This window comes from Devosia rhizoryzae, from assembly GCF_016698665.1.
Taxonomy (GTDB): domain Bacteria; phylum Pseudomonadota; class Alphaproteobacteria; order Rhizobiales; family Devosiaceae; genus Devosia; species Devosia rhizoryzae.
The window spans coordinates 2,240,796-2,266,705 of sequence record NZ_CP068046.1; the positions used below are offsets into that span (position 1 = coordinate 2,240,796).

At 62.4% G+C, this 25,910-nt stretch carries 21 protein-coding genes; 10 read left to right on the forward strand and 11 right to left on the reverse strand.

All coding sequences use genetic code 11. The annotated features are described in order from the left end of the window. Positions 1–3 precede the first annotated feature (3 nt). Both JI748_RS11100 and JI748_RS11105 read right to left on the reverse strand, forming a co-directional pair. Positions 4–1,617: an FAD-dependent oxidoreductase gene (locus JI748_RS11100; protein WP_201630513.1), complete on the reverse strand. Its 1,614-nt coding sequence runs from the start codon at positions 1,615–1,617 to the stop codon at positions 4–6. Then, complete coding sequence (locus JI748_RS11105; RefSeq protein ID WP_201630515.1) at positions 1,614–2,648, reverse strand: LacI family DNA-binding transcriptional regulator; 1,035 nt, start codon at positions 2,646–2,648, stop codon at positions 1,614–1,616. The genes JI748_RS11100 and JI748_RS11105 overlap by 4 nt, the downstream gene beginning before the upstream one ends. A gap of 265 nt (positions 2,649–2,913) precedes the next feature. Here JI748_RS11105 and JI748_RS11110 point away from each other — a divergent pair, with 265 nt between their 5' ends. Continuing rightward, positions 2,914–3,774 carry a GGDEF domain-containing protein gene (locus JI748_RS11110; protein ID WP_201630517.1) on the forward strand — a complete coding sequence of 287 codons (861 nt, stop codon included), beginning with the start codon at positions 2,914–2,916 and terminating at the stop codon, positions 3,772–3,774. Positions 3,775–3,861: 87 nt separating this feature from the next. Here JI748_RS11110 and JI748_RS11115 read toward each other — a convergent pair whose 3' ends face one another. The 7 genes from JI748_RS11115 to JI748_RS11145 all read right to left on the reverse strand — a co-directional run bounded on the left by JI748_RS11115 (position 3,862) and on the right by JI748_RS11145 (position 12,132). After that, positions 3,862–4,107, reverse strand: a complete 246-nt coding sequence (locus tag JI748_RS11115) for a helix-turn-helix domain-containing protein (RefSeq protein ID WP_201630519.1) — start codon at positions 4,105–4,107, stop codon at positions 3,862–3,864. A 139-nt stretch (positions 4,108–4,246) separates the two neighbouring features. Then, complete coding sequence (locus JI748_RS11120) at positions 4,247–5,539, reverse strand: amidohydrolase family protein (RefSeq protein ID WP_201630521.1); 1,293 nt, start codon at positions 5,537–5,539, stop codon at positions 4,247–4,249. 13 nt (positions 5,540–5,552) lie between these two features. Next, positions 5,553–6,500: an ABC transporter permease gene (locus JI748_RS11125; protein WP_201630523.1), complete on the reverse strand. Its 948-nt coding sequence runs from the start codon at positions 6,498–6,500 to the stop codon at positions 5,553–5,555. A gap of 2 nt (positions 6,501–6,502) precedes the next feature. Next, positions 6,503–7,585, reverse strand: coding sequence for an ABC transporter permease (locus JI748_RS11130; RefSeq protein WP_201630525.1), 1,083 nt, complete (start codon positions 7,583–7,585; stop codon positions 6,503–6,505). Beyond that, positions 7,582–9,111 (reverse strand): ABC transporter ATP-binding protein, encoded by a 1,530-nt coding sequence (locus JI748_RS11135; protein WP_201630527.1) that lies wholly within the window; start codon positions 9,109–9,111, stop codon positions 7,582–7,584. The genes JI748_RS11130 and JI748_RS11135 overlap by 4 nt, the downstream gene beginning before the upstream one ends. Positions 9,112–9,159: 48 nt before the next feature. Beyond that, positions 9,160–10,155 (reverse strand): BMP family protein, encoded by a 996-nt coding sequence (locus tag JI748_RS11140; protein ID WP_201637265.1) that lies wholly within the window; start codon positions 10,153–10,155, stop codon positions 9,160–9,162. Positions 10,156–10,266: 111 nt separating this feature from the next. Beyond that, positions 10,267–12,132, reverse strand: coding sequence for an adenine deaminase (locus tag JI748_RS11145; protein WP_201630529.1), 1,866 nt, complete (start codon positions 12,130–12,132; stop codon positions 10,267–10,269). A gap of 199 nt (positions 12,133–12,331) precedes the next feature. Here JI748_RS11145 and JI748_RS11150 point away from each other — a divergent pair, with 199 nt between their 5' ends. From JI748_RS11150 to JI748_RS11185, 8 genes are read left to right on the forward strand one after another with little or no spacing between them, the layout of a single operon-like run. Next, positions 12,332–13,366 (forward strand): ABC transporter substrate-binding protein, encoded by a 1,035-nt coding sequence (locus tag JI748_RS11150; protein ID WP_201630531.1) that lies wholly within the window; start codon positions 12,332–12,334, stop codon positions 13,364–13,366. A 55-nt stretch (positions 13,367–13,421) separates the two neighbouring features. Next, positions 13,422–14,246, forward strand: coding sequence for an ABC transporter permease (locus JI748_RS11155; protein ID WP_201630533.1), 825 nt, complete (start codon positions 13,422–13,424; stop codon positions 14,244–14,246). After that, positions 14,243–15,034: an ABC transporter permease gene (locus tag JI748_RS11160; RefSeq protein ID WP_233280679.1), complete on the forward strand. Its 792-nt coding sequence runs from the start codon at positions 14,243–14,245 to the stop codon at positions 15,032–15,034. Before JI748_RS11155 ends, JI748_RS11160 begins: the two co-directional genes overlap by 4 nt. Before the next feature lie 4 nt (positions 15,035–15,038). Continuing rightward, positions 15,039–16,100 carry an ABC transporter ATP-binding protein gene (locus tag JI748_RS11165; RefSeq protein ID WP_201630537.1) on the forward strand — a complete coding sequence of 354 codons (1,062 nt, stop codon included), beginning with the start codon at positions 15,039–15,041 and terminating at the stop codon, positions 16,098–16,100. Further along, complete coding sequence (locus tag JI748_RS11170; RefSeq protein ID WP_201630539.1) at positions 16,097–17,428, forward strand: amidohydrolase family protein; 1,332 nt, start codon at positions 16,097–16,099, stop codon at positions 17,426–17,428. Before JI748_RS11165 ends, JI748_RS11170 begins: the two co-directional genes overlap by 4 nt. Further along, entirely contained in the window at positions 17,415–18,809 is a 1,395-nt protein-coding gene (locus tag JI748_RS11175; RefSeq protein ID WP_201630541.1) for a M20/M25/M40 family metallo-hydrolase, read from the forward strand. The genes JI748_RS11170 and JI748_RS11175 overlap by 14 nt, the downstream gene beginning before the upstream one ends. Further along, the gene (locus JI748_RS11180; RefSeq protein WP_201630550.1) at positions 18,806–20,605 is read left to right on the forward strand and encodes an adenine deaminase C-terminal domain-containing protein; all 1,800 of its coding nucleotides are present in this window, start codon (positions 18,806–18,808) and stop codon (positions 20,603–20,605) included. Before JI748_RS11175 ends, JI748_RS11180 begins: the two co-directional genes overlap by 4 nt. Continuing rightward, a complete protein-coding gene (locus JI748_RS11185) occupies positions 20,598–21,488 on the forward strand; it encodes a nucleoside hydrolase (RefSeq protein WP_201630552.1) in 891 nt (296 codons plus the stop codon). Before JI748_RS11180 ends, JI748_RS11185 begins: the two co-directional genes overlap by 8 nt. Here the strand turns inward: JI748_RS11185 and JI748_RS11190 are convergent. Continuing rightward, a complete protein-coding gene (locus tag JI748_RS11190) occupies positions 21,485–22,651 on the reverse strand; it encodes a M20 aminoacylase family protein (protein ID WP_201630554.1) in 1,167 nt (388 codons plus the stop codon). The two genes, JI748_RS11185 and JI748_RS11190, sit on opposite strands and share 4 nt — an antisense overlap. 73 nt (positions 22,652–22,724) lie before the next feature. Here JI748_RS11190 and JI748_RS11195 point away from each other — a divergent pair, with 73 nt between their 5' ends. After that, on the forward strand, positions 22,725–23,420 hold the full coding sequence (locus JI748_RS11195; protein ID WP_201630556.1) for a phosphoribosyltransferase: 696 nt from the start codon (positions 22,725–22,727) through the stop codon (positions 23,418–23,420). Positions 23,421–24,251: 831 nt separating this feature from the next. On the opposite strand, the gene JI748_RS11200 is transcribed toward JI748_RS11195, so the two are convergent. Further along, a complete protein-coding gene (locus JI748_RS11200; protein WP_201630558.1) occupies positions 24,252–25,910 on the reverse strand; it encodes a gamma-glutamyltransferase in 1,659 nt (552 codons plus the stop codon).

Below are 25,910 nucleotides of genomic sequence, written 5' to 3' on the forward strand. Positions count from 1 at the left end.
TGATTAGTAGCCGCGCACGTCCGGCCAGCGGATCTCGATCCCCTCGCGATAGAGCTGGGCCTGGAAGTCTTCGAGCTTGGCGTCCTCGGCCTGCACCTGGTGCGGCGTCAGGCCGTTGTTGAGGCAGTGCGCGGCGAGCAGACCGGCCACTTCGCCCACGTTCCACTCCACGGGATGGAGCCGGTAGCAACCGTTGGTGATGTGGGTCGTGCCCATGTTCTTGCCGCCGGCGAGCAGGTTCTTGACCCGGCGCGGCAGGAGCGACCCCAGCGGAATTTCGAAGGGGGCGGACTCGACATCGACATAGTTGTCGCCACCCGTCGATGGATGAAGGTCGATGCGGTACATGCCGATGCCGACGCTGTCGCGGTAATGCTTGGACAGCGCATTGCCGTGGATGGTCATCGACACGTCCTGCTCGACGATGCGCGTCACCGGCAGAATGCGGCGGCTTTCGCGAATATAGGGGGCCATGGCGAGGCCATGGTCGGTGCCGGTGACGTCGCCGCGCAGGCGCAGACCCGGGAAGCCCTGCCCGCCATCAACCCGCGGCGCCTCGGTCTGCAGCCAATAGAACATGGAATAGGAAAGCTCGGCTGCACGCTTGAGATGCGCCGCCTTTTCCTCTTCCGACACGTCGATAATGGTGTGTTCCATGTAGTCGATCATCGGCCAGTTCACGAGGCAGATGTCGGACTGGTAGGCGCCGGGTAGAAAATTGCGGCGCGCGGCAATGCGGCGGAAGGTCCAGAGATTGCCATCGCCCGGATTGCGGCGCTGGTCGGCGTCGACCAGGGTCGGATCATCATCGGGATTGGGCGTAAAGCTGCGCGTTGTCAGCTCCAGCGTGCGCGGATGCGGCGCCGTGAAACTGACCAGCGGCGCACCCCAGAAATCGGGCTGATACTTGCGCCAGAATTCGTAGTTTTCCGGCTTGTCGATCACCTGGTTGCCATCGACATGGTCGACGGCAAAACAGACGGAGACTGCCTGGACATTGTCTGGTTGCGCCACGGCGGGAGCACTGGGTTCGCCGGTGTCGGACTGCGCTTCGAAACCCTTGGCGTATTCGGTGCCGGTCATGGGCAGGAGATCGCCCAGTTCGGTGGCATCGACCACGTAGGCGGCCGAACACACGATCTCGACGCCGCTGTCGCGGTGGCGCAATGTGATTGAGCGCACGGTGTCGCCGTTTACATCGGCGGCGACCGGGCGGTAGGGCTGCAACACGGTAAGCTTGCCGCCACCGCGCCAAGGGGCAAGCATCGCCTCGATCACGGCAACGCCGACACGCGGCTCGGCACACAGCCGGCTGACGAAACCGGCGCCGGGATTGAGATCGCCCCAGGGGCGGCTTTCAGCGGTCAGCGGGTAATGGTCGCGATAATATTGGCGGATGCCGGTGCGCAGCTGCCGATATGTCCGGGTAATACCGAACTGCTCGACCCAGGAATGCTCGTCGGGTGGCACGGCCTGGCTGGTCAGCTGTCCGCCGAGCCAGTCGAACTCCTCGCTCATGATGACGGTGCGGCCGGAGCGCAGAGCGCCCAGGGCCGCGGCGACGCCACCAAGTCCGCCGCCAACGATGAGAATATCTGCGTGAAGCTCTTTGGTCATGTGGTCCGATTGGTTCTGGTAGAAACAGGCCCGAGGGTGTCGCCCTCGAGCAATTCGCAGGGCAGCAACACCTGTTCGACAGGGGCGTCGTTCTCGACGCGGCGCACCAGCATCTCGGTGGCGGCACGGCCCATGGCCTCCCGCGGGATAGCGAAGGACGTGAAGCGCCGCCCCGGCTCTTCGGCGCGGATGTGGTTGCCCAGAACAACGATCGAGAGGTCATCGGGCACTGAAAGCCCGCGCTCGCGCGCTGCCGCTTCGACGCCGATGGCGTCGGCCAGTTCAGTGAAGAAGACGCAGGTTGCGCCAGATCGAAGGACGTCATCGAGCGTTTGCGCCGCCGCCCCACCAACCGAGAAGCGGGAATAAACCAGCGATGCATCGCCGAGTGCCGGCTGGAAGCCAGACCAGCGATCAGCGGTCGATTCCGCGCCCTGGTTGAGGCCGATAAAAGCAATTTTAGCGTGACCAAGCTGACGGGCCCGGCCGACCAGCGCACGCGTTGCAGTCACATATTCACCGCCGACATACGGCACCGGGCCGCCCGCATCGTCGCGTCGTCCAACGGCGACAAAGGGGAAATCACCCCCCACCAGCCTTGCCAGTTCTTCGCGGTCGAACTGCCGGCCAAGAATGATGCAGCCATCGGAGAGGCGAAGGCGAACATTCTCCCCGAAGATGCGCCGCTGTATGCCGGCGCCGGTCAGCAGCAGGAGATCATAGCCCAGCATCTGCGCCGCTTCCTCGATACCAAGAAGAAACGGAGTGAAAAAGTCCGCCTGCGCCGAGGGAAAGGCAGGCTCATAGGTGAAGACACCAAGGATGCGATTGAGCCCCTTGACCATGCGCCGCGCGACCGGATCGGCAACGTATCCGGTTTCCCGAATAACTTTTTGCACCCGCTCACGCGTGTCCGGCGGAATGCGGTTGGCATTCTCCGGTGAGCCGTTGAGCACAAACGATACCGTCGCCTGACTGACGCCAGCCAGCCGCGCAATGTCCTTCTGTGTCAAACGCTTTGCCGTTGCCAAAGCACCTCCCCCATTTGCTAATGCGTATTAGCGCTGATACGTATTAGCTTGGTAGTTGGGTTTTTGCAAGCGGGAGTTTGAAGATCAATTCGAGGCGGTCGCATCAATCATGGGCGCCAGCGTAGAAAGCAAATTGGCTGCTTTCGGCACACCCTCTGGCGGGCTGACCAAGCGTTGTTCTCTGTGAATGTTAAATCTTTAGGGACAATCCACGCAGATCGCCAACTTCAACATGACACCTTTCTCTCGTTAGGCGACAGAGGGAATGACCATGGGAATGGTGGAGCGGCTTAGAGGCTCGCTGGTTGCGAAGGTGTTCGGCGTAAGCTTCTTGGCTATCCACGTGCCCCTTCTTTCCCTCAGCCTTTATCTCGGCCTAGGACGTCCGGCAGACCCAATCTCGATCCTTGTCGTCGCGCTTATCGCCACGCTGCTTGGTTCGGTTCTGTCCTATCTTGCGATCTTCCAAATGGTCAGCCCGATAGATCGCCTTGTCAGGGCGGTAGACCGTTATCAGGAAGAAGGCATCGAGCCTTTCGTCGAGGTTCGCGGCAGCGACGGTGTGAAAAGGCTTGCGGAAAAGGTCTCAAGCCTGGTGCGAGCTCAAGAGCAGTCTTTGAGTGCCCTAAGAAGGCAGGCAAACAGCGATCCGCTCACGGGCCTCGGCAACCGTCGTTGGCTACAGAATGCTGTTTCGCTTGAGATCAGCCGTGCATTGCGACGCAATCAATGGGTTTGGGTTATCGCCTTCGATCTCGATCGATTCAAGGAAATCAACGATCGCTTCGGTCACGCGGCTGGCGATGAAGTGCTCATGATCGTTGCCGAAGTGACCCAGCGCCAGCTCAGGCCCTACGATCTCATAGCCAGGATCGGTGGAGAGGAGTTCTGCGTCGTCTCCGCGGATGCCAGCGATGATTTCGGCATCAAGGCGGCTGAACGTATCAGACAGGCGATCGAGGCGTGGCAACCTGCCCTGGGCGGAGTCGCCACGACAATCACGGCAAGTTTTGGCGTGTTTCGAGGTGATCCTGCCACCCATAGCTTCAACGAAATGCTGCGCTTGGCAGATGACAGGCTCTATTCAGCCAAAGCGAGAGGCAGAAACCAGGTGGTCGCTGCCTAAGCAGGGCTTGGCATCAACATATGCCTGAGCTGGAGCGATCTTTAGCCGGCCAGCTGAGTGGGGCGCATTTGCGTTCCCGAACGCGCATCAGGTCGGATGAGCTTGCGGATCGTCTTTGGTCGGATCTATGTCGCGCTCGAATCGATCAAGAGCGTCAGCGACCTTCATGGCGATGGTTGGATTGCCATCACTCTCAGACTTTGCGTGTTCGTATGCGGTAAGCTCGTCAACAGATATGCCAGCACGAGCGGCGAGATCATCGACGCTGATGCCGAGTTGCTCGCGACGGTCCCGATCTGATGCCGGCGAACGGTCGGTGATGTTGATGGTCATGGATCGCCTCTTTCTCTGCGAAGCTTGAACCACCAAAGATCGAGCTTCGTTCCGGACCACCTTTCGTCGGGAGGGACGCATACTGTGCGACTGCTATGCCGGCTCAGCACATCGTCACAGGTCCCGCGCTCCAATGAGATTACCGATCATGGCGGGGCACGACCTTGGATGGATCCAGCCGTTCTGGCCGGCCGGTGAGGTCTAGAGCGCTGATGCGAGGTGCGGTACGGGAAATCACCTTGCCAGATTTTATCACTGCCAGGCGTGTCGCCTTTAGACGGATGGCTTCGATCGGGTCGGCTGCCTGGAGCAGCACCATGTCCGCCTTGCAGCCAACATTGATGCCATAGCCGTCGAGATGAAGAATTTCGGCCGGGCCTGTGGTGACGGCGGCAAAACACTGGCGCATGGCGTCGCGGCTGGTCATCTGCGCGACATGGAGGCCCATATTGGCGACCTCAAGCATGTCGGCCGAGCCCAGCGAATACCAGGGGTCCATCATGCAATCCTGGCCGAAGGCGCCGGTGATGCCGTAGCTCAGCATTTCGGGGAAACGGTTCATGCCGCGGCGCTTAGGATAGGTGTCGTGGCGGCCCTGGATGACGATGTTGATGTTGGGATTGGCGATGGCGGCAACCCCGGCCTCGGCCATCAGCGGCAGGAGCTTTGAGACGTAGTAATTGTCCATGGAATGCATGGAGGTGAGGTGCGAGCCGGCGACGCGGCCGCCAAGACCGAGGCGCTGGGTTTCGTAGGTCAACGTCTCGATGTGGCGGCTGAGCGGATCGTCGGTTTCGTCGCAATGGAGATCGACCAGGAGGCCGCGCTCGGCCGCGATTTCGCAGAGGGCGGTGACGCTGGCGGCGCCATCGGCCATGGTGCGCTCGAAATGGGGAATGCCGCCGACGACGTCGACGCCCATGTCGAGGGCGCGGTTGAGAAGATCGACGGCACCGGGATAGCGGTAGTAGCCGTCCTGCGGGAAGGCGACGAGCTGCAGGTCGATATAGGGGGCGACGAGGCGCTTGACCTCGAGCAGGGCTTCGACGCCAAGGAGGCGGTCGTCGCAGATGTCGACATGGGTGCGGATTGCGAGGAGGCCCTGCGAGACGGCGAGGTCGCAATAGGCAAGCGCGCGCTCGATGACGGCTTCGTGGGTGAGGAGCGGCTTGAGCTCGCCCCAGATCTGAATGCCTTCGAGAAGACGTCCGCTTTCGTTCAGCCGCGGCAGGCCGAGCGACAGGGTCGCGTCCATGTGGAAGTGGCAATCGACGAAGGGCGGGGACACGAGTTGGCCCACGGCATCAATGACTTCGCCAGCCTCGCCGCCGAGATTGGCTTCGATAGCGGCGATGCGCCCGTTGGAGACGCCGATATCCATGCCGGTGCGGCCATCTGCAAGAGTGGCATTGGTGAGCTTGAGGTCGAACATGGCAGTCTTTCGGTTAGTGGCGCTGGCCCTTGAACCAGGGCTGCAGCAAGGCACGGGGATAGTCGGCGCGGCGGGCCACAAGGACAAGCGCCACGATGGACAAAAGATAGGGCAGCATCAGGAAGACCTGGCCCGGAACGACCTGGCCGATTTCGGCCTGGAGGCGGATCTGGAAGGCGTCAAATGCGCCGAACAGCAGCGCGCCCAGCAATGCCTTGCCGGGCTGCCAGGAAGCGAAGACGACGAGAGCGATGCAGATCCAGCCACGGCCATTGACCATGCCGAAGAAGAAGGCGTCGAAGGCCGACATGGTGAGGAAGGCGCCGCCCAGCGCCATCAGCGCCGAACCGGCCACGACGGCACCGATGCGCAGGCCTCGGACGGACAGGCCCTGGGCTTCAACCGAGGCCGGATTATCACCGACGGCTCGAATGGCGAGGCCAAGGGGGGTGCGGTAGAGCACGATGGCGACAAGGGCGACGAATGCCAACGCGAGAAAGGTCAGCGGCGTTTGCTGGAAGAGCGCCGGGCCGATGAAGGGCAGGTCGCTGAGGCCGGGGATATTGAGCGGGCTAAACGGGACGATGCGCGGCGGCGAGGTCACGTTGGGAAGCGCTGTGCGGTAGGTGAAGTAACTGAGGCTCGTGGCCAGCAGGGTGATGCCGATGCCCGAGACGTGTTGCGAGAGGCCGAGGATGACGGTGAGTAGCGCATGCAGCAGGCCAAAGACGGCGCCGGTGAGCATGGCAACCAGGACGCCGCCCCAGAGACCGGCACCGAGATAGACGGCGAGCCAGCCGGCCATGGCGCCAGCAACGAAGATGCCTTCGATACCGAGATTGAGCACCCCTGCCCGCTCGCAGATCAGCGCGCCGAGAACGCCGAAGATCAGCGGGGTGGCGATGCGGATGGCGGCGGCCCAGAAGTTGGCGGAGCCGAAGATTTCGATCAGCACGTCCATGGCTATTCTCCCGCTACCGGCGCCGCGGCGGGTTCATAGCGCACGCGGAAGCGGAGGAAGAAAGCGCCGACGAGGACGCAGAGCAGCGACAGCGCGACAACGAGGTCGGCGAGGTAATTGGAGATGCCGGTGGCGCGGCTCATGGAGTCGGCGCCCACGAAGACGGCAGCGACGAAGATGGCGGCGAATACGGTGCCGACGGGGGAAAGACCGGCCAGCATGGCGACGACGATGCCGGAATAACCAAAGCCCGGCGAGAGGTCGGCGGAGAGGTAGCCCTTGACGCCCGACACCTCGCTGACGCCGGCAAGACCCGCAAGACCGCCGGAGATCAGCGCGACCTTGAGCATGGTAGCATCGACCGGGATGCCGGCAAAGCGAGCGGCTGCGCGGTTTTCACCGACGGCCTTGATCTCGAAGCCGAGCACGGTCTTGCGCACCATGAACCAGAGGATCAGTGCGCCGCCGATGCCGACGATCAGGCCCCAATGCATGCGCAGGCGAGGCACGAGCTTGGCGAACTTGGCCTCGGCAAGGAGCGGCACCGACTGGGGCCAGCCCATGGCGAGCGGGTCCTTCAGTGGACCTTCGATCAGCATCTGCACGAGGAGGATGACGACGAAATTGAGGAGCAGCGTGATGACGACTTCATCGGCGCCGAACCGCTGCTTGAGGATAGTGGGGAGTACCATCATCATGCCGCCAGCGAGGAAACCGGCAATCATCACGGTGGGGATGAGCAGCGCTGGCGGCATCTGCAGGAGGCCGCTGCCGACAAGGACTGCGGCGAGCGCGCCGATATAGAGCTGCCCTTCGGCGCCAATGTTCCAGAGCTTGGCGCGGAATGCCACGGCTGCTGCAAGTCCGGTGAGGATTAGCGGCGTGGCGCGGTTGAGCGTTTCGGACAGGGCGAAGAGAGAGCCAAAGGCGCCCTGAATGATGAGGCCATAGGCTTCGATGGGGTTGCGCCCGGCGAACAACACGGGGACCGCGACGAGGAGCAATGCGGCAAGGCCTGCACCGAGCGACACGGAAAGCTTGAGCGCCACGGACGCATCGGTGCGTGGTTCGAGACGGAAGCTCATGCGGCCTGTCCTGCCATCAAGAGACCCACCGCGCCGCGATCCAGGAGATCGGACGGTCCGGCATCGCTGACTTCCCCGGCATGAACGACGAGGAACCGATCGGCGAGCGCGAACAATTCATCGAGGTCTTCGGAGATGACCAGCACGGCGGCACCGCGATCGCGGGCAGCGATGATGCGGCGATGCACTTCGGCTTGGGCGCCGACATCAAGGCCGCGCGTAGGCTGATTGGCGAGAATGATCTGCGGCGTGCGTTCGAGCACGCGGGCGAGGATCAGCTTTTGAACATTTCCACCGGAAAGGAGTCGCGCCTCGGCGTCCGGGCCAGGGCAGCGGATGTCGTAGGCGGCGATGGCGCTGGTGGCGCGGCTTTCCATGGCTTTGCGATCGAGCAGGCCCATGCGCGAAAAGGCAGCGCCACGAACTTCTTCGATGGCGATATTGTCGGCGACGCTCATGGTGCCGACGACGCCATCATGTTGGCGGTCTTCCGGCATGCGGGCGACACCAGCCGCGACGAGAGCACGAGGATCTGCGGCATTTATCGGCTTGTCGTTGAGGAGCACTGCACCAGTGTCGGGTACGGCAAGGCCCGAGATCAAGGCGGCGATACCGCCCTGCCCGTTGCCGGAGACGCCGGCTAGGCCGACGATCTCACCGGCACGCAAGGCAAAATTGACGCCGCGCAGGGACTGACGTGCCGAGCCCTGCTTGAGGTGAACGTTCGTAAACTCGAGCAGAGTCTTGCCCGGCGTGGCAGGGGTACGGGCGACTTCGGCAACGGCTTTGCCGACCATGAGATCGGCGATGGCGCGGCGGTCGGCATTGGCGGTGACGAGTTCGCCCGCCTTGCGGCCACCGCGCAGGACGAGGATGCGGTGGGACACGGCGAGCACTTCGCCGAGCTTGTGGGAAATGAAGATGACGCCCAGACCATTGCTGGCCAGGCGGCGCAGCACGGTGAAGAGGCCGTCTGATTCCTGGGGCGTGAGGACGGCTGTGGGCTCGTCTAGGATCAGCACCCGGACATTGCGGTAGAGTGCCTTCAAGATTTCGACGCGCTGCTTTTCGCCGACCGTCAGCGCGGCGACAGGGCGATCGAGGTCAACATCGAGCCCGCTTTCGGCTATGATCTGTGCGACTTTCTTGCGGGCAGCGGCTTTGCCGCCAAAGGCGAAAAGCCCTTCGGTGCCGAGGCGGATATTGTCGAGGCCGGAAAGATTTTCGGCGAGGGCAAAATGCTGGTGCACCATGCCGATGCCGGCATCGAGCGCGGCGCCGGGCGAGCCGGGTGGCAGGGTTTGGAGATTGCCTTGGGCATCGGCGGCGCGGACTAGGCCCTCATCCTGCACATAGTGGCCGAAAAGGATGTTCATCAGCGTCGTCTTGCCGGCGCCGTTTTCGCCCAGGAGCGCAAGAATTTCGCTGCGACGCAGTTGCAGGTCGAGCGCGTCATTGGCGACGAGCTTGCCGAAGCGCTTGGTAATGCCTTCGAGCGAGAGGACGATGCTGTCGGAAAAGGCCATGCCCGCCCCAGAAAGAAGAGCCGGGCACCCGGGGCGCCCGGCAGAAAACTACATGGTGGAGGACGGCTCGGAGTCGTTGATCTCGACCTTGAAGCTGCCGTCGAGGATTTCGGCTTCCTTGGCCTTGGCGGCGGCGACAGCCTCGGGACCAGCCAGAGCCTCGTCGTAAACGGCGCTCGAGCCACCATATTCCATGAAGGCATAGATACCGTAGTCGGAAGCGGTGAAAGAGCCAGCCTTCACATCGGCAATGGCTTTGTCGATCATCGGCTCGCCATGCCAAAGAGCGCTGGCGAGAATGGTGCCGGGGTAATCGGCTGCGGTGTCGATGACGTTGCCGATGGCGAGGATGCCGCGTTCCTTGGCAGCGTCGGAAACACCGAAACGCTCGGCGTAAAGAATGTCAGCGCCAGCGTCGACCATCGCGAAGGCAGCTTCCTTGGCCTTTGGCGGATCGTACCAGGAATTGATGAAGCTGATCGAGAACTTGGCTTCCGGATTGACCGACAATGCACCGGCCATGAAGGCGTTCATGAGGCGGTTGACTTCCGGGATGGCGAAGCCGCCGACCATGCCGATGACGTTGGACTCGGTCTTGGCGCCAGCGATCATGCCGGTCAGGTAGCTCGGTTCCTGAATGAAGTTGTCGAAGGTCGCAAAGTTGGGTTCGACGGGCGGCAGCGACGAGCCCATCAGGAACTTGACCTCGGGATAATCGGCAGCCACGGCGCGGGCCGGCGCCTCGACGGCGAAGGCTTCGCCGATCAAAAGGGCGATGCCCTGCTCGGCATATTCGCGCATGACGCGCTCATAGTCGGTGGCAGTGGTGTTTTCGGAATAAACGTATTCGATCTCGCCGCGCTCCTGCGCCGCGACCAGCGCATTGTGCAGGCGGCTTGCCCATTGCTGTTCGACCGGCACGGTCCAGACCGCGGCGACCTTGATCACGTCCTGCGCAAAGCTTGCGCCGGAAAGCGCAACAGCGGTGCCGATGGCCAGCATCGACACGAAGGCGCGGCGTCCGAGTTTAAGTTGATCCATCATCATAGTTCCCGATCTGTGTAAAAAACGCCCACGCTTCCCGACTGCTCATCTAAGTGGCAAGGCATGGCTGTTGGCAAGGCCAATGATGGCTGGATTAACAGGCGCTTATGTTTACCAGACGATATCGTGCGTCTCTCCGGTGGCGACGTTGACGAAGCCATTGGGCGCCAGCGGGGACGGCGCGACAAGCACCCAGCGCCAGGGGGCGCAGGTGAGCGTTGCAAAGGCGAGGCGTTCCGGAAAGCCGGGCCACCAGCGCGGCGAGAAGGTCGGCTCATACATCCAGTCGATGGTTTCGCCAGCCTTGTAGAGCTGCTGCATTTCCCTATCGAGTTCGGGTGCCGGGCGGCAGGTCATGAGGCCGCCGACCTCGTATTTGACGGTCGCCAGGAGTTCGCCGCGCCCCACCAGGGCCCAGCCGCCCTGAGTTTCCCGCAAGGCGTTGACGGCCTTGGCCATGGCGGCGTCAGAGGAGCCGACCACCCAGATGTTGTGCTTGTCGTGGCCCATGGAACAGGCCAGCGCCGTATCCTCGGTACGCGGGCCCGTACCGAGCCAGAACATGGCCGAGGTTTTGCCTTCGCCGGAGAAGCGGTCGACGATGGCGAACTTGGTGATGTTTCGATCAGGGTCGCGCTCGACGAGACCATCGCGTACGGGGAGCTCGGTGGTGATGAAATCGTCGGCCCAGTGGAATGGCCGCAGCAGCGCAGCGTTGACGCTTTGCCGGCCCTCGGGTGCGTGGATGGCAAAGTCGTCGGCGGTCATTTCGCGATCGATGGTGACGGTTTGCGTCGCCCAATCCGGCCAGTCGATACTCGGGAGCGCTCCCACATAGTCCCGGCCCTTAGACACCTGCTGCCCATCGGCCCAGACCTCGGCGATGGACAGGGTTTGGACGTCGTCGAGTAGGACCAGATCGGCGAAACGACCGGGCGCGATCGAGCCGACCCATGGCGTGAGGCGCATGTGGCGTGCCGGGTTGATGGTCACGAGCTGGATGGCGATTTCGGGCGCAAGGCCAGCTTCGATGGCGAGCCGTACATTGTGGTCGGTGGCGCCCAGCTTCATGGTGTCGGAGCAGGACCGATCATCGGTGCAGAGCGCAAACTGCGACCAGTCCTCCTGGCCGGACGCCAGGAGGCCGGTGACGATCTCTTTGAGCGAATGCGGGCGGATTTCCATGAAGAGGCCACGTCGCAGCTTGTCGGCGACTTCCTCAGGGGTCCAGGCTTCGTGGTCGGAGGCCATGCCGGCTGCGGCGAAAGCGTTGATATCGTCGATGGCGCGCATGCCGGCGGCGTGGCCTTCGACAACGCCGCGCTGCTCGAAGGTTGCGCCGATCATGCCCCAAAGCCGCTCGTAAGATGGGTTTTCCGGGTTCCAGACGGCAGGCCAGTCCATGACTTCGTCGAGGCCGGCCACCATCAACTGGCTGGAAAGAAAGTCACGTTGTTCATCATAGCCGAAGTGACCGCCGCCCCATTCATAGGCTGTCGGCGGCACTGCCGAGCCGGGCAGCGGGAAGATCTTCATCGGCGAGCCGGCGAGACGTGCCTTGAGCCAGAATTCAAGGTTTTTCGGCCCGTTGACGTTGGAAAACTCGTGGCTGGCTTCGCAGGTCCAGGTACAGCCAAAGGGCAGAACGAGAGCCGCCTCGTATTCGGGCGTCAGGTGGCTCGATTCGATATGCTTGTGCACTTCGCCAAAGCCGGGGACAGCCGCCAGATGCGAGCGATCGATACGCTCGTCGACGACGCCGGGGTATTTTCCGGTCGGTCCCACCCAGGCGATGCGCCGGCCCGAAACCACGATTTCCTGGTCGTCATGCCAGCGGCGGCCGTGAACATCGAGGAGCCGGCCGACGCGAATGGCGCGGTTTGCCGGCCGCTTGCCCAAGGCGACCAAAGCAAGATTCTGGCGGATTTTGACTTCGTCAGCGGCGCTGATCAGGAGGTCTTCTGGCGCCTGGCTCATAGGGCTGGTCTCTCGTGCTTGATCTCGCCGGCAAACTCGTCAGAGCGCCCTATCGGGTCAAGCAAATAGATGTGGTGCAAAGCTGGTGCGCGCTTAAAGATTGAGCTTGCAGTCGCACCGCCGCAAAAATAGGCTTTGCAGCGGGGAGCAAAATATTAATCAGCCGTCGTGCCTAGCCGACGCGAACAGGAAGCCGTCTATGAACAAGTTCTTCGTTACCGCTCTGGCGATCTCCGCCACGGCCATGCTGTCTGCTGCCCCGGCAATGGCACAGGGCAAGACGCTGACCATCTCCTGGTGGGGTTTTAACGGCGAAAAGCTCGAATCCATCGTGCTGGCGCCCTTCCGCGAGCAGTGCGGCTGCGAGATCGTGTTCGAAACCGGCAACAATGGCGAGCGCCTCAACAAGATCCAGATCCGCAACGGCGCGGGCGTCGACGTCGCCTACTTCTCCGACAGCTTCAGCCAGCAGGGCATCGAAGCCGGCCTGTTCCAGAAGATCGATCCGGCCAAGTTGCCGAACCTTGCCGGCATCTATGATCTCGCCAAGGACCCGCAGGGCGGCTACGGCCCGGCTTATACGATTGGCCGCGTCGGCATCGTTTACGACACCGCCAAAGTCGCGACCCCCATCACGTCCTGGGAAGATCTCTGGCGCGAAGACCTCGCCGGTTCGCTGTCCCTTCCCGGCATCACCACCACGGCCGGTCCGATGGTCGTGATGAAGGCCGGCGATCACGCTGGCGTCGACGCCTTTGCCGACCAAGACTCAGCCTTTGCAGCAGTCGAAGAGCTCAAGCCGAATGTGGTCAAGAACTACAATACCGGCTCGGAAATGATCAACCTGTTCTCGACCGGTGAGATCACTGCCGCCGTCGCACAGGACTTCACCCTCGGGCAGATCCAGGCCGCCGTTCCGACCGTCGAGTGGGCCGAGCTTGAAGAAGGCGCGATCGCAACGCTTAACACCGTCAACATCCCGACCGGTGCTGCCGAGCCCGAGCTGGCCTACGAGTTCATAAACTTTATCCTGTCGCCCGAAATCCAGCAGCAGCTGGCCGAACAGGGCGTCGATGCTCCGGTCGTGACTTCGGTTGAACTGACGCCAGAACAAGCATCGCTTTGGACCTATGGTGCCGACGTGATCGCCGGCCTGCAGCGCATCGACTATGCCAAGATGAACGCCGCCAAGGGCGGTTGGGTCGACCGCTGGAACGAAATCTTCGGCATGTAATCGACTTTGGCGGGGTGGCCACGGCCGCCTCGCCGCTCTGCTTGAAGGCCATAGTATGAAACGTTTCGCCGGCTGGACTCTGGCCTCCCCTGCCACGCTGTTGGTCGTGGTTTTTCTTGTTCTGCCGGTGCTGGCGACGATCGTCACCACATTCACGACGCCCGGCGGCCCGTTCGCCACCTATGCTGCATTTTTCGGCAGCGGCTTTCGTCGCGCAGTGCTGTTTCGCACTATCCAGGTGTCGCTGGCCGTCACCGTGATCGCGCTGGTGATCGGATTTTTGACGGCCTATGTCGTGTCGCGCGCGCCCGGCTGGCTCAAATCCATCCTGATCATCGCAGCGGTCTTTCCGCTCTTGACCGGCGTTGTCGTCCGCTCCTTCGCTTGGCTCATTATTCTGGGCAAGAACGGCATCCTCAACTCGACCCTGATCAATCTCGGACTGATCGCCGAACCATTCCAAATGCTCTACACGCAGGGCGCGGTGATCGTGGCCATGGTCTACCTCTTCGTGCCGCTGATGATCCTGACTCTGGTCGGCGTGCTGGAATCCATTCCGGACGATCTGATCCAGGCCTCGTCCTCGCTCGGTGCAAAGCCCTCGGCAACCTTCATGCAGGTCACCCTGCCCCTTGCCGTTCCGGGCCTGATCGTCGGCGCGGTGCTGGTTTTTACCGGAAGCTTCACCTCCTACGCGACGCCGCAGCTTTTGGGCGGCGAGCAGGTGATGATGATGGGCACGCTGATGTACCAGCAGGCCATGGTCACCTTTGACTGGGTCGCCGCCTCCACCATCGCCGCCGTCATGGTCGTCATCACCATCGCCATCGTCGCCGCGATGAACGCCATGGCCCGCCGCCTCAACCCGATGACCGCCTGATGACCCGCAATATCCATCCCCTGCTTATCGCCGGCACTGCGCTGGTCTTCATGTTCCTGGTCGGGCCGCTGATCATCGTGCTCGGCGCGGCGCTCAGCGACACGACCTACCTGACCTTTCCGCCGCAAGGCCTGTCGCTACGCTGGTTCGAAAACATCTTTGCCATCGACGCGTTCCGCCGCACGATCCTGACGAGCCTGCAGATTGCCCTGCTCTCGACGACGATCGCCCTGATCATCGGTATTCCGGCCGCCTATGCGCTCAATCGCCACCGCATCCAGCTGCCGGGCTGGCTCTCAACGCTGTTCATCCTGCCCGTACTGGTGCCCGAGCTGGTGCTGGGCTTTTCGCTGCTCAAGAACGTCGCCGTCCAGTTGAACTCGCCGATCTACCTCTCGCTGCTGTTCGGCCACGCGCTGATCGTCTTGCCCTATGTGGTGCGGGTGATCAGCGCCTCGCTGGCCTCATTCGATTTCTCCATCGAAGAAGCAGCGATCAGCCTGGGCTCTCCACCGCTCAAGACCTTCTTCACCGTGCTTTTGCCCAACGTGCGCTCGGGCGTCATCGCGGCCTTCATTCTCGCCTTCATCACCTCGATCAATGACGTCTCCATCTCGATCTTCCTGACGGGGCCGGGGCTTTCGACCCTTCCCATTCAGTTGCTCGCGCATATGGAGCAGTTCTTCGATCCCACCGTAGCTTCGGTTTCGGTGCTGTTGATGATCCTTACCGTGGCCGTGATGGCCGTTGTCGAGCGTACGCTCGGCCTCACCTTCCTGGCCAAATGATCTTATGACCCAGTCCCTTACCCTCGATTCCATTTCCGCGCATTACGGCACCACCAAAGTGCTGGAAGACCTCTCGCTTGCCGTTGGCGAAGGCGAACTCGTCTCCCTGCTCGGCGCCTCCGGCTGCGGCAAGACCACGACCCTGCGTCTTGTCGCCGGCTTCCTGCAGCCGACATCAGGCACCATTACCCTGGGCGGCCGCGACCTCACCCGCCTGCCGCCACACCAGCGCGATATCGGGCTCGTGTTCCAGAACTATGCGCTCTTTCCGCACCTGTCGGTGGCGGACAATGTCGGCTTCGGTCTCAAGCAGCGCGGCATTTCCGGCGAAGCGAAATCCAAGCGCGTCACCGCCATGCTGGAGCGCGTGGGTCTCGCCCATCTTGCCGACCGCCTGCCTGGCGCCCTTTCGGGTGGTCAGAAACAGCGTGTCGCCTTGGCCCGCGCGCTCGTCATCGAGCCGCCGCTCTTGATGTTCGACGAGCCGCTGTCCAACCTCGACGCCAAGCTGCGCATCGACATGCGCGTTGAAATTCGCCAGCTGCAGCGGGCCAATGGCACGACCTCGGTTTATGTCACGCATGACCAGGAAGAAGCGTTTTCCATCTCGGATCGCGTCGCGATCATGCATGCCGGCCGCATCATGCAGCTCGACACGCCCGAGCGGCTTTACCAGCGCCCGGCAAATGCCTTTGTGGCGCGATTTGTCGGCTTCGAAAACCTGATCCCCATGACGGTTGTGGAGCGCGATGGCGCAAAGATCACAGCCGAGATGGCGGGCGGGGTGCGCTTGACGCTGGGACTCGAGCAGTTCGGCGATATTCCGGATCGCTTCATCATGGCCTGCCGGGCCGATGGCCTCCAAGTCACCGACAATGCCGCCATGGAAGGCATTCCGGCAACGCTCGGGCTGCGCACCTATCTCGGGCGCGCCTATCAGTATCAGGCCGAAACGCCGGCGGGCGCACTGATAGCCAATGGCCCGCTAACCCGGCCGCTGGAGCCTGGTGTCACCGTCAAGCTCGTGCCCGTCCCCGAACAGTGCACGATCCTATCGCCGGAATGACGATCCTTCTCACCAATGCCTGGGTTTTGACGCTCGACGACACTCTGAGCGAGCACAATCCAGGCTGGGTGCGCATCGACGGCTCGACTATAACCGGGATCGGGTCTGGCCTTCCGCCTACAAAAACTGGCGCTGAGATCGTCGACTGCGGCGGCGACATCGTCATGCCGGGCATGGTCAACACTCACTGCCATATGGGGATGTCCGTTTTCCGCGGCTTGGCCGAAGATGTGGACGATCGGCTTTATCGCTACATCCTGCCGCTCGAGCGCAAATTCGTTACGGCCGAGATGGTGCGGATCGGCTCGACGCTATCGGCTGTCGAAATGATCCAGGGCGGCGTGACCACAGTCGCCGACATGTATTATTTCGAGACCGAAATGGCAGAAGTCTGCGATCTCTCCGGGCTGCGCGCCATCGTTGGGCAGACGCTGGCCGATTTCGATCCGCCGGACCACAAGAGTTTCGACGCGGGTTTTGCGCGCGTTGACGAGTTAGTCGATCGTTACCGCGATCATCCCCTGGTGACGCCCTCGATCGCGCCGCATGCGCCCTACTCTACTGGCCGTGCCGTCATGGAGCGCATTGCTGACTGGTCCCATGCCAACCCGGATGTTCCGGTGCAGATGCATCTGGCGGAAAGCACGCTCGAAGTGGAATGGGCGCGAAAAACGCATGATCAGAGCACGGTCGCGGTGACGCGCGATGCGGGTCTCCTCAAACCCAATCTCATCGCCGCGCATTGCCTGCAGCTCGACGATGCCGACATCACCATGATGAGCGAGGCGCAAATCTGCGTCGCCACCAATCCGCGCTCCAATGGCAAGGCAGGGCGGGGCATTTCGCCGGTGGAAAAGATGCGCAATGCCGGCCTGCCCGTCGGCATCGGCAGCGACGGCGCGATGAGCGGCAATACGCTCGATCTCTTCTCCCAGTTCGCGCCGGTCTCGATGTTTGCCAAGCTTCTGGGCGGTTCGCGCAAGCCGCTGCCTGCTGTGGAAGTCGTGCGCATGGCGACCATCGAGGGCGCCCGGGTGCTGAGCCTTAACCTGCAGACCGGTTCGCTTGAGGTCGGCAAGCAGGCGGACCTCATCCGCATCAGCCTCGCCGCGCCACGCCTGCACCCGATCTACGACCCATATTCGCTGCTGGTCTTTGCCGCGATGCCCAGTGACGTTACCCATTCGATGGTTGCCGGTCGATGGCTGATGCGGGATCGTCGGCTGGAAACGCTCGACCCGGTCGGCGCCCTGCGTGACGCCGTCCAGATCGCCAATTCCTTCAAGGCCGAAATGCGCCGCATCGACGAGAGCCATGACCCAGCTTGACCGCATCCTCGCCCGCGTCGACGCCGACATTCCTGCCAGCCTCGACCGCCTGTTCGAGCTGATCCGCATTCCTTCGGTTTCGACTGAAGCCCAGTATGCATCGGACTGCCGGCGCGCTGCCGAGTGGCTGCGGGATCAGCTGTCGGCGCTCGACTTCGATGCCAGCGTGCGCGCCACCGCGGGCCACCCCATGGTCGTGGCCCATGGCCCCTCCAGCGAGGGGCCGCATGTCCTCTTTTACGGCCATTACGACGTCCAACCGGTCGATCCACTCAACCTCTGGAACACGCCGCCCTTCGAGCCGTCGCTTTCCCCGCAGCCGGATGGCGAGACCCATATTCTTGGCCGCGGCGCTTCCGACGACAAAGGCCAGCTGCTGACTTTCATCGAGGCTTGCCGCGCCTGGAAGGCTGAAACGGGCGCGCTGCCGATCAGGGTTTCGATGCTGTTCGAGGGCGAGGAAGAAGCGGGCAGCCCGAGCCTTGGGCCGTTTCTTGAACAGCATGGCGACAACCTTCGGGCCGATGTCATGCTGGTCTGCGACACCGATATGTGGGACCGCGACACGCCGGCCATTACCACGATGTGGCGCGGCTTCGTATCGGAAGAGTTCACTATCAACTGCGGCGACCGGGACCTGCATTCGGGCATGTTCGGCAGCGCGGCGCGCAATGCCGCGCAAGTCATCGGCAGCATTATCGGCAAGCTGCGGAACGATGAGGATGGCAGTGTTGCCATACCCGGCTTCTACGATGGGGTGGCGGACCTGCCGCAAGAGGTCGTCGAGCAATGGAGCCGACTGCCCTTCGACGCCGAAAAATTCCTGTCCGATGTCGGACTGACGACGCCCGCCGGCGAGAGCGGTCGCTCGGTGTTGGAGCAGGTTTGGGCGCGGCCGACCTGTGAGATCAACGGGGTCTGGTCGGGCTATACTGGCGATGGCTTCAAGACGGTTATTCCGGCTCAGGCTAGCGCAAAGCTGAGCTTCCGGTTGGTTGCCGGCCAGGATCCGCACCGCATAAGGCAGCTTTTCCGCGACTATGTGACAAGCCTTCTGCCACCCGATTGCACGGTGTCGTTCAAGGCCTATGCTGCGGCGCCTGCCCAAGCCATGCCGCTCGACGGCGCGCTTTTGAACGCGGCGCGCACAGCGCTTAGCGACGAATGGGGTCGCGAGACGGCGCTTGCCGGCACCGGCGGCTCGATCCCGATCCTCGGTGAATTCAAGCAGCGGTTGGGCATGGATGCGCTGCTGATCGGCTTTGGCCGTTTCGACAATCGCATCCATAGTCCCAACGAAAAATACGACCTCTCGAGCTTCCACAAAGGCATCCGATCCTGGGTGCGCATTCTCGCAGCCTTCGCGGAGACCAAGCCATGACCCTTAACCGCTTCTCCGTCGCGCCGCTTCATGCCAGCACGATGCATCTGGCGGCCGTCGCAGGTGGCCGCGCAACGGCGGACCTCGTGATCACCGGCGCAAGGGTACTCTCGACCTATTCCGAGCGCATCTCCGCGGATCGCGAAATTTGGGTGGCCAATGGTCGCATCGCTGCGGTCATGCCGTCGGGTGCGCATCGCAAGGGTCCAGCACCCAAGGCCGTTTATGACGCGCGTGGTGGCATCATCGCACCGGGTCTGGTCGATCCGCATATCCATATCGAAAGCTCGATGGTCACGGCTTGCGCCTATGCGGAAGCCGCGCTGCTTAACGGCACGACGACGATCTTTTGCGACAGCCACGAGATCGGCAATGTCATGGATGTGGCGGGCGTCGCGGCGATGCTGGAAGACGCGCGCCTGGCGCCGCTATCGATTTTCCTTACCGTGCCCTCGACCGTTCCAGCGACGTCGCCAGAACTCGAAACCGCTGGTGGCGACCTGACGCCGGAAAAAATTGGCGCCTTGTTCGACAAGTGGCCCGAGGCGATGGCCCTGGGCGAGAAGATGGACTTCGTACCGGTTGCCATGGGCGATCCGCGCAGCCATGCGATTATCGCCGAAGCCTTGAAGCGCAACCGCCCGGTGTCGGGCCATATCTACGGACGCGAATTTGTGGCGCCCTATGCCGCGGCCGGCGTGACCGATACGCACGAAGCCATCGACCGTGACATCTCCAATAATTTCGTTGATGCCGGGGTCTGGGTGTTCTTGCGCGGCGGCAATCCGGCGACGCCCTGGAACTCGATCGTCGAGGCGATCAAGCCGATCACCGAGCTGGGCGCCAGTCACAAGCGGTTTTGCGTTTGCACCGACGATCGCGATGCAGACGACCTCTTAAGCTTCGGCCTCGACTGGGTCGTGCGCGAGGCGATCCGCTGCGGCATGAAGCCGGAACAGGCCTGGTCCATGGGATCGCTGCATGGCGCGACCCGCTTCGGCCTGGGGGACGAGATCGGCGGGCTGGGTGGCGGACGCCGCGCGGACCTCCTGCTGCTCGACGACAGCATGAAGCCGATCAGCACCTGGTATGGCGGCGAACTTGTAGTCGACGACCGCAAGATCACGCCGCTGCTCGAGGAGACGCTCAACCAGCGCTACCGCTATCCCGAAGCGGCGTATAATACCGTTCACCTGCCCACGGGCCTCAAACTCACGCCGGAACTTCCGACCGCCCCGGTGGTTGCCAATGCCATCGGCATCGAGATGCCCGGCATCGTCTTGCCGCATCGGAAGGTCGCGATCGAGCCGGCTAATGACTGTTCGACGATCCTCGAGAAGCACAACCTGAGCTTCGTCACCATCATCGAACGGCATGGGAAATCCGACGGTGGCATCGCGCATGGGCTGCTGCAGGATTTTGGCATCACCAACGGCGCGGTGGGTTCAAGTGTCGGTCATGACAGCCACAACATCATCCTTGCCGGGACGAATGAGGCTGACATGGCGCTCGCGCTCAAAACGATTGAGGCAGCCAAGGGCGGCATTGTCGTCGTGCAGAATGGGCAGGTGAAAGCCTTTGTCGGCCTGCCGGTCGCGGGCCTCATGTCGGACAAGCGCGTGCATGAGGTCGCGGCGGAAAACCAGGCGCTCAAGACCGCATGGCAAAATGCCGGCTGCACCATTCCCTATATGGGCTTCAACCTGATCCCATTGTCGGTAATCCCCGAGATCCGCATCACCGACAAGGGGTTGGTGAAGGTTCCGGAAATGGTGCTGGCGCCGCTTTATGAATAGAAAGGTCATCATCGATACCGATCCTGGCCTCGACGACGCGGTGGCCATTCTTTTTGGCTTGGCGAGCGACCGCTTCAAGGTGCTGGGCCTGACGACGGTGGCGGGCAATATCGGGCTGGCGCGGACGACGGCGAATGCGGGGGGCCTGCTTGCCGCGATGGGGCGGAGCGACATTCCGGTCGTGGCCGGGGCGTCGGGGCCGCTGCGGCGCAAGACCATCGATGCGGCCGAAATCCACGGCAATGACGGGCTAGGTGGCGTCACGCTCCCGGCAGCAGCGCCGCTTTTGAGCGATGACGCGGTGGACTGGATGGCCGAGACGTTGCTGTCGGAGCCGAGCGGCTCGATCGATATCCTGGCGCTAGGTCCACTGACCAATGTCGCGCAGCTGATCGAAACTCATCCGCAGGCGGCAAGCCGTATCGGGCACCTGATCGTCATGGGTGGCGCCATTGTGGAAAAGGGCAATGCCGGACCGACGTCGGAATTCAACTTTGCCGCCGATCCGGAGGCGACCGCACTGGTGCTTGCAAGCGGCGTAAGAACGACGCTGATCCCGCTCGATGTCACGCGTCGCATCCGCGCCGATCGGGACTATGTCGAGGGACTGCGCGGCACGGTGGCTGGCGATACTGCCGCGGCGCTGCTGACGGCCTATGTTCAGGATGAAAAGACCAGCAGGCCGCTACACGATCCGTGCGTCATGGTGCTGGCGCTGGCGCCGGAGCTCTTTGGGGTCGACAGCTATCGGTTGTCGGTCAATGTCAGCGATGACACCGATGCCGGTGGGCTGATCCAGGACGAGGCTGGTTCGCCGGTATCCGTCGCGATGCGGGTCGACGCAGCAGGCGTGCTTGCGCTTTTGGCGGAGGGGCTGCGCTAGCGCAGCTCCTCTTCGACCACTGCGGTCCAGAAGCGGGCGCCGGTTTCGATGGCCGCATCGTTGAAGTCGTAGCGCGAATTGTGATGCAGGGCACCGACAACGGCGGGTCCGTTGCCGAGCCAGACATAGCAGCCGGGCACGCGATTGCCGAACTCGGCGAAGTCGTCGCCGGCCGTCGAGGGCGGGAAGTCGGTGACGACGGGTCGACCGGTAGCGGCCTCGGCGGCCTTGAGCGCTACCGAAGTGGGCCCGGCGGCATTGACGACGGGGGGAATGCGGCGCTTGAACTCGTAGCTGGCGCGAATGCCGAAGGTGGTGGCGATGCCCTGGGCCAAGGTGCCGATTTCGGCTTCCAGCTGATCGCGCACTTGAGGCGTATAGGCGCGGGCCGTGCCGCCGATGCGGACATCGTCGGGGATAACGTTGAGGGCCCGGAAGTCGCCGCCTGTGATGGCGCAGGCGCTGACCACGGCCGGCTGCAGCGGGTCGACGATGCGGGCAACGATGGTGTGAATGGCAGTGAGAAAATGTGCGGCCGCGGTCATGGCGTCGCGCCCAAGATGAGGCTTGGCGCCATGGGTGCCGACGCCGTGGAAGGTGACTTCCCAGCTGTCTGAAGACGCCAGTTGTGGGCCGACGACAACGGCCATTTCGTCTGTGGCGAGGCCCGGCATGTTGTGAAGGCCATAAACGGTGTCGATGGGGAAACGATCGAGGAAGCCGTCGTCCAGCATGGCCTTGGCACCGCCGCGGCCCTCTTCGGCGGGCTGGAAGATAAAATGGACCGTGCCGAAAAAGGCTCGGGTCCGCGCCAGGTGTCTAGCGGCGGCAAGCAGCATGACCGTATGTCCGTCGTGGCCGCAAGCATGCATGGTGTTGGCGGTGCCGGACTTATAGGGGACATCACCAAGTTCGGGCATAGCCAGCGCGTCCATATCGGCGCGGAGCGCGATCGAGCGGGAGCCATCGCCGACGCGCAGGGTGCCGACGACACCGGTCTTGCCCATTCCACGGTGCACTTCGATGCCGGCGGCTTCGAGCTCTGCGGCAACGATCTGGCTGGTGCGCTCTTCCTCGAAGCCGAGTTCGGGATGGGCATGAAGGTCGCGCCGAAGCTTGATCATGGCATCGAGGTCGAAAGGGTCGTTGTGGCCGTGGGACATGGGACTATAAGCTCATCGTTATAGGGTCGGCCTAGCATCCGCCCTCCGCCTTTGGCCAGCAAGGAAACCGTGATTGTCGCTTCTTCCCCACCAGTTCTGGCAGACCGTCGACCCCGCCGGCTCGCATGCTTCACGCGCCGAGGGGTGGGTCGACAGCTATCCGGTATCGCTTCCCGATGGTCGCCAGGTTCTGCTGCCCATTCGCGTCTTGCCGGGGGACGGAACGGCTGCGGTGGCGTCGCTGATCATCAATCAGGCGAGCTTTGCGGTGGAGGATGCAATCTCCGCCGCCCTGGCCGAAATGCTTCAGTCCTTTTCGCCCGATGTCATTATCGGCGTTCCCACGCTTGGCCTAACTCTGGCCAACAATGTTGCCCGAAGGCTGGGACATCCTCGCTTGGTGGCCTTGGGGACATCCCGCAAGTTCTGGTATCGCGATGAGCTTTCGGCCCCCATGTCTTCGATCACCAGCCCCACGCATCAAAAAACCTTATTCCTTGATCCCCGCTCCTTGCCGCTGCTGGAGAACCGCCGGATTGTTGTTGTCGATGATGTCATTAGTTCAGGAACGTCAATGGCAGCCGTATTGCACCTGCTGAGTCGAGCTGGATTAGCACCCCTAGGCATCGGGACGGCCATGCTGCAGGGCACAAGATGGCACGAGACCCTGGTTAATTGGCGCAGCAGGATCGTAGCGCCACTCGTTTCCCCTCGGTTTCAACGAACAGCATCCGGGCATTGGCGGCAGGCTGATGGCCTGGATGGTTAGTACTTCCGGGCTATAGCCACAAAGATGTGGCCATGCAAAGGACCGCGCTTGCCAATTCGGCCACCCCCATCCGGTATGTCAGGGAAAGGTGGGTTAAAGCCGTGCGCCGAAGCGCTGATGAATGGCAGCCATATCGATGTACCCGCCTGAGAGCTGCCGGTCAGCAACCGGGCCAATTGTACCCGCAGGTGATAATTCGAGGAGTGTCAGCAATAGGTCTGCCCTTCAGCGGTGATCTGATCAATGCCTTTATGCATACGAACGGCAGATCATCGACACTGTCGGCTGCCCACCGGACATCAGGCTTCGATAACGTTATTTATCGAACCACGACAACAATGACGAAAGAAGACTGGCGCGCCCAGCGAGCTTCGAACTCACGACCTCTGCCTTCGGTGCCGGTACGGAGCTATTTCCTATTTGCTTACAGTGTCTTAGGCGCCTACAAAGTATCGAATGCCTTCCTATGACGCAACACAACTTTGCATAGCTTTGTAGGTGGCGATGTCCCATTTCGTCCCTCCCCGCCTGTTCGCAAGTAAGCGTCGTCGCATCCATCAATTAATCGGTTAACGAATGCCACCCAGACTTAGCCGACTGAAGGGCGAGCTAACGACAGCTTTGCGTACGAACTGCTGCTTCCATTGTGGTCGGAGATGCGCCCCATTCCGGCCGTTCCGACGACCATTGCGATTTACCGGAAGGGGCCGTTCTGCTTTGGTGACGGCCGTGTCCTCAACGGGGTGGTTTGCTGCCGGCCCGCTTTAGGTAAAATCTCCGACTTAGCAGACGTCATGCAACCGTCAGTGGCGCGAATTTGTGGTGTCTATTTTAGCAAATGGCATCCGCGCTTCCCGTACGGCGGAAGTCGGCGCTGCTCTTGAGGCGGCCGCCGTCGCGCCAACTCATCTGGAACGATCCCTGGTTCCAGTCCCATTGCGGCATGGGTCCGAGCAGGAGGCCCATGGACGTGAGCTCCGTTACCGTCTTGGCTGACAGGCGGCTCTCGACATGAAGTGTGTAGTCATCCTCGAGTGGCAGCATGCGCGGCGCGTCGGATGCCTCCTGTGGGTCCATGCCGAAATCGAGAATGTGGACAAGCAACTGCGCCACCGTGGCATAGACATTGCCAGGCGTGCCGAGGGCCAGCCAAGGCGCACCGTCCTTGAGGACAAACGTGTTGCCCAAGATGTTGCGCATTCGCGCGCCGGGCACCCGAAAGTTCGAAAAATGCGAATTCATCGATGTCTGCTCATGCGAGCCCATCATGAAGACGCCATCCACCGCCATGCCTGGGATGCCTCCGGACTGGATGGTGTTCATCATCTGGATCCAGTTGCCTTGGGCATCGACGATCGAGATTTCGCAGGAGCCGACGGGCGGCTTGCGGCTGGCGCTGTTCCAGCCACTGGCGGCGAGAGCCGCGCGGCCTCGGGTAAGGCGGACATGCTCGGTGAGGTCGACATGCGGCTTGCTGGCTGCGATAAGCCTGGCTTGGCTCGCGTGATATGCCGGGTCCATCAACACCGCTGCCGCATCGCCCGCCACCATCGGATCATGCATGAAGCCGCAGGCGTGTTCAGCGAGGCGCAACGCATGTGCCATGGTGAAGACGTAATATGCGCCAAACGGCTCCATCTCATCGATGCCGGCATGATCGAGAATGCCCAGCACCATGGCGCAGAAAGCGCCTTGCCGCTCGGGCGGAGCCAGACCGACAATCTCGTGGCCGCGATGGGTGAAGCGCAGCGGCGTCTGCCAGCGCGGCGGATTGGCGGTGAGGTGGTCGAGGCGCACTGGCCAGCCGAGCTCGTTGCCAGCGGCGATAAATGCCTTGGCCCAGCCACCGGTCGTAAAATAATCCGGCCCCTTCTCCGCAAGCCGTTTCATGGTCACGGCAATGGCCGGGTTACGCACCACCTGCCCCACTGGCGTCAGATAGCCATTGGGCATGAAGACGGCGCGGCCGGACTCGAAATAGGTGCAGAACGGCGCGGCAAAGACGTTGACGCCATATTCGAACGAGGACACGGCATGGCCGCGTTCTGCCCATTCGACTGCCGGAGTGCAGAGCTCAGCCCAGCTTTTGCTGCCATAGCGTTCGTGCAAGGCGGCAAGTCCGGGCATGAAGCCGGGAATGGCGGCCTGCGGGCCGGGTGCCCCTTCGCGGGCCCAGCCTCCAACCCCATTGATCGGCCGGAACGGCGGCAGATCGGGCGCCAGCGTGCCCAAGGCGTTGAGCTGCTGCGCTTCGCCTTTGGCGCCATCCCAATACAGGCAAGACACCATGCCGGCATGGCTGGTCAGATGCGGCTCGACCACGGCTTGCACCAGCGCTGCTGCAATAGCCGCGTCGGCAGCGTTGCCGCCGTCGGACATGATGCGGATCGCGGTTTCTGTAACTATCGGATTACCCGCACTGGCCACGGCACGGCCCTCGGCCAAGGGTTTTGGTCCCTGGTCGGCGATATAGCTTTCGAGCGGGCGCAT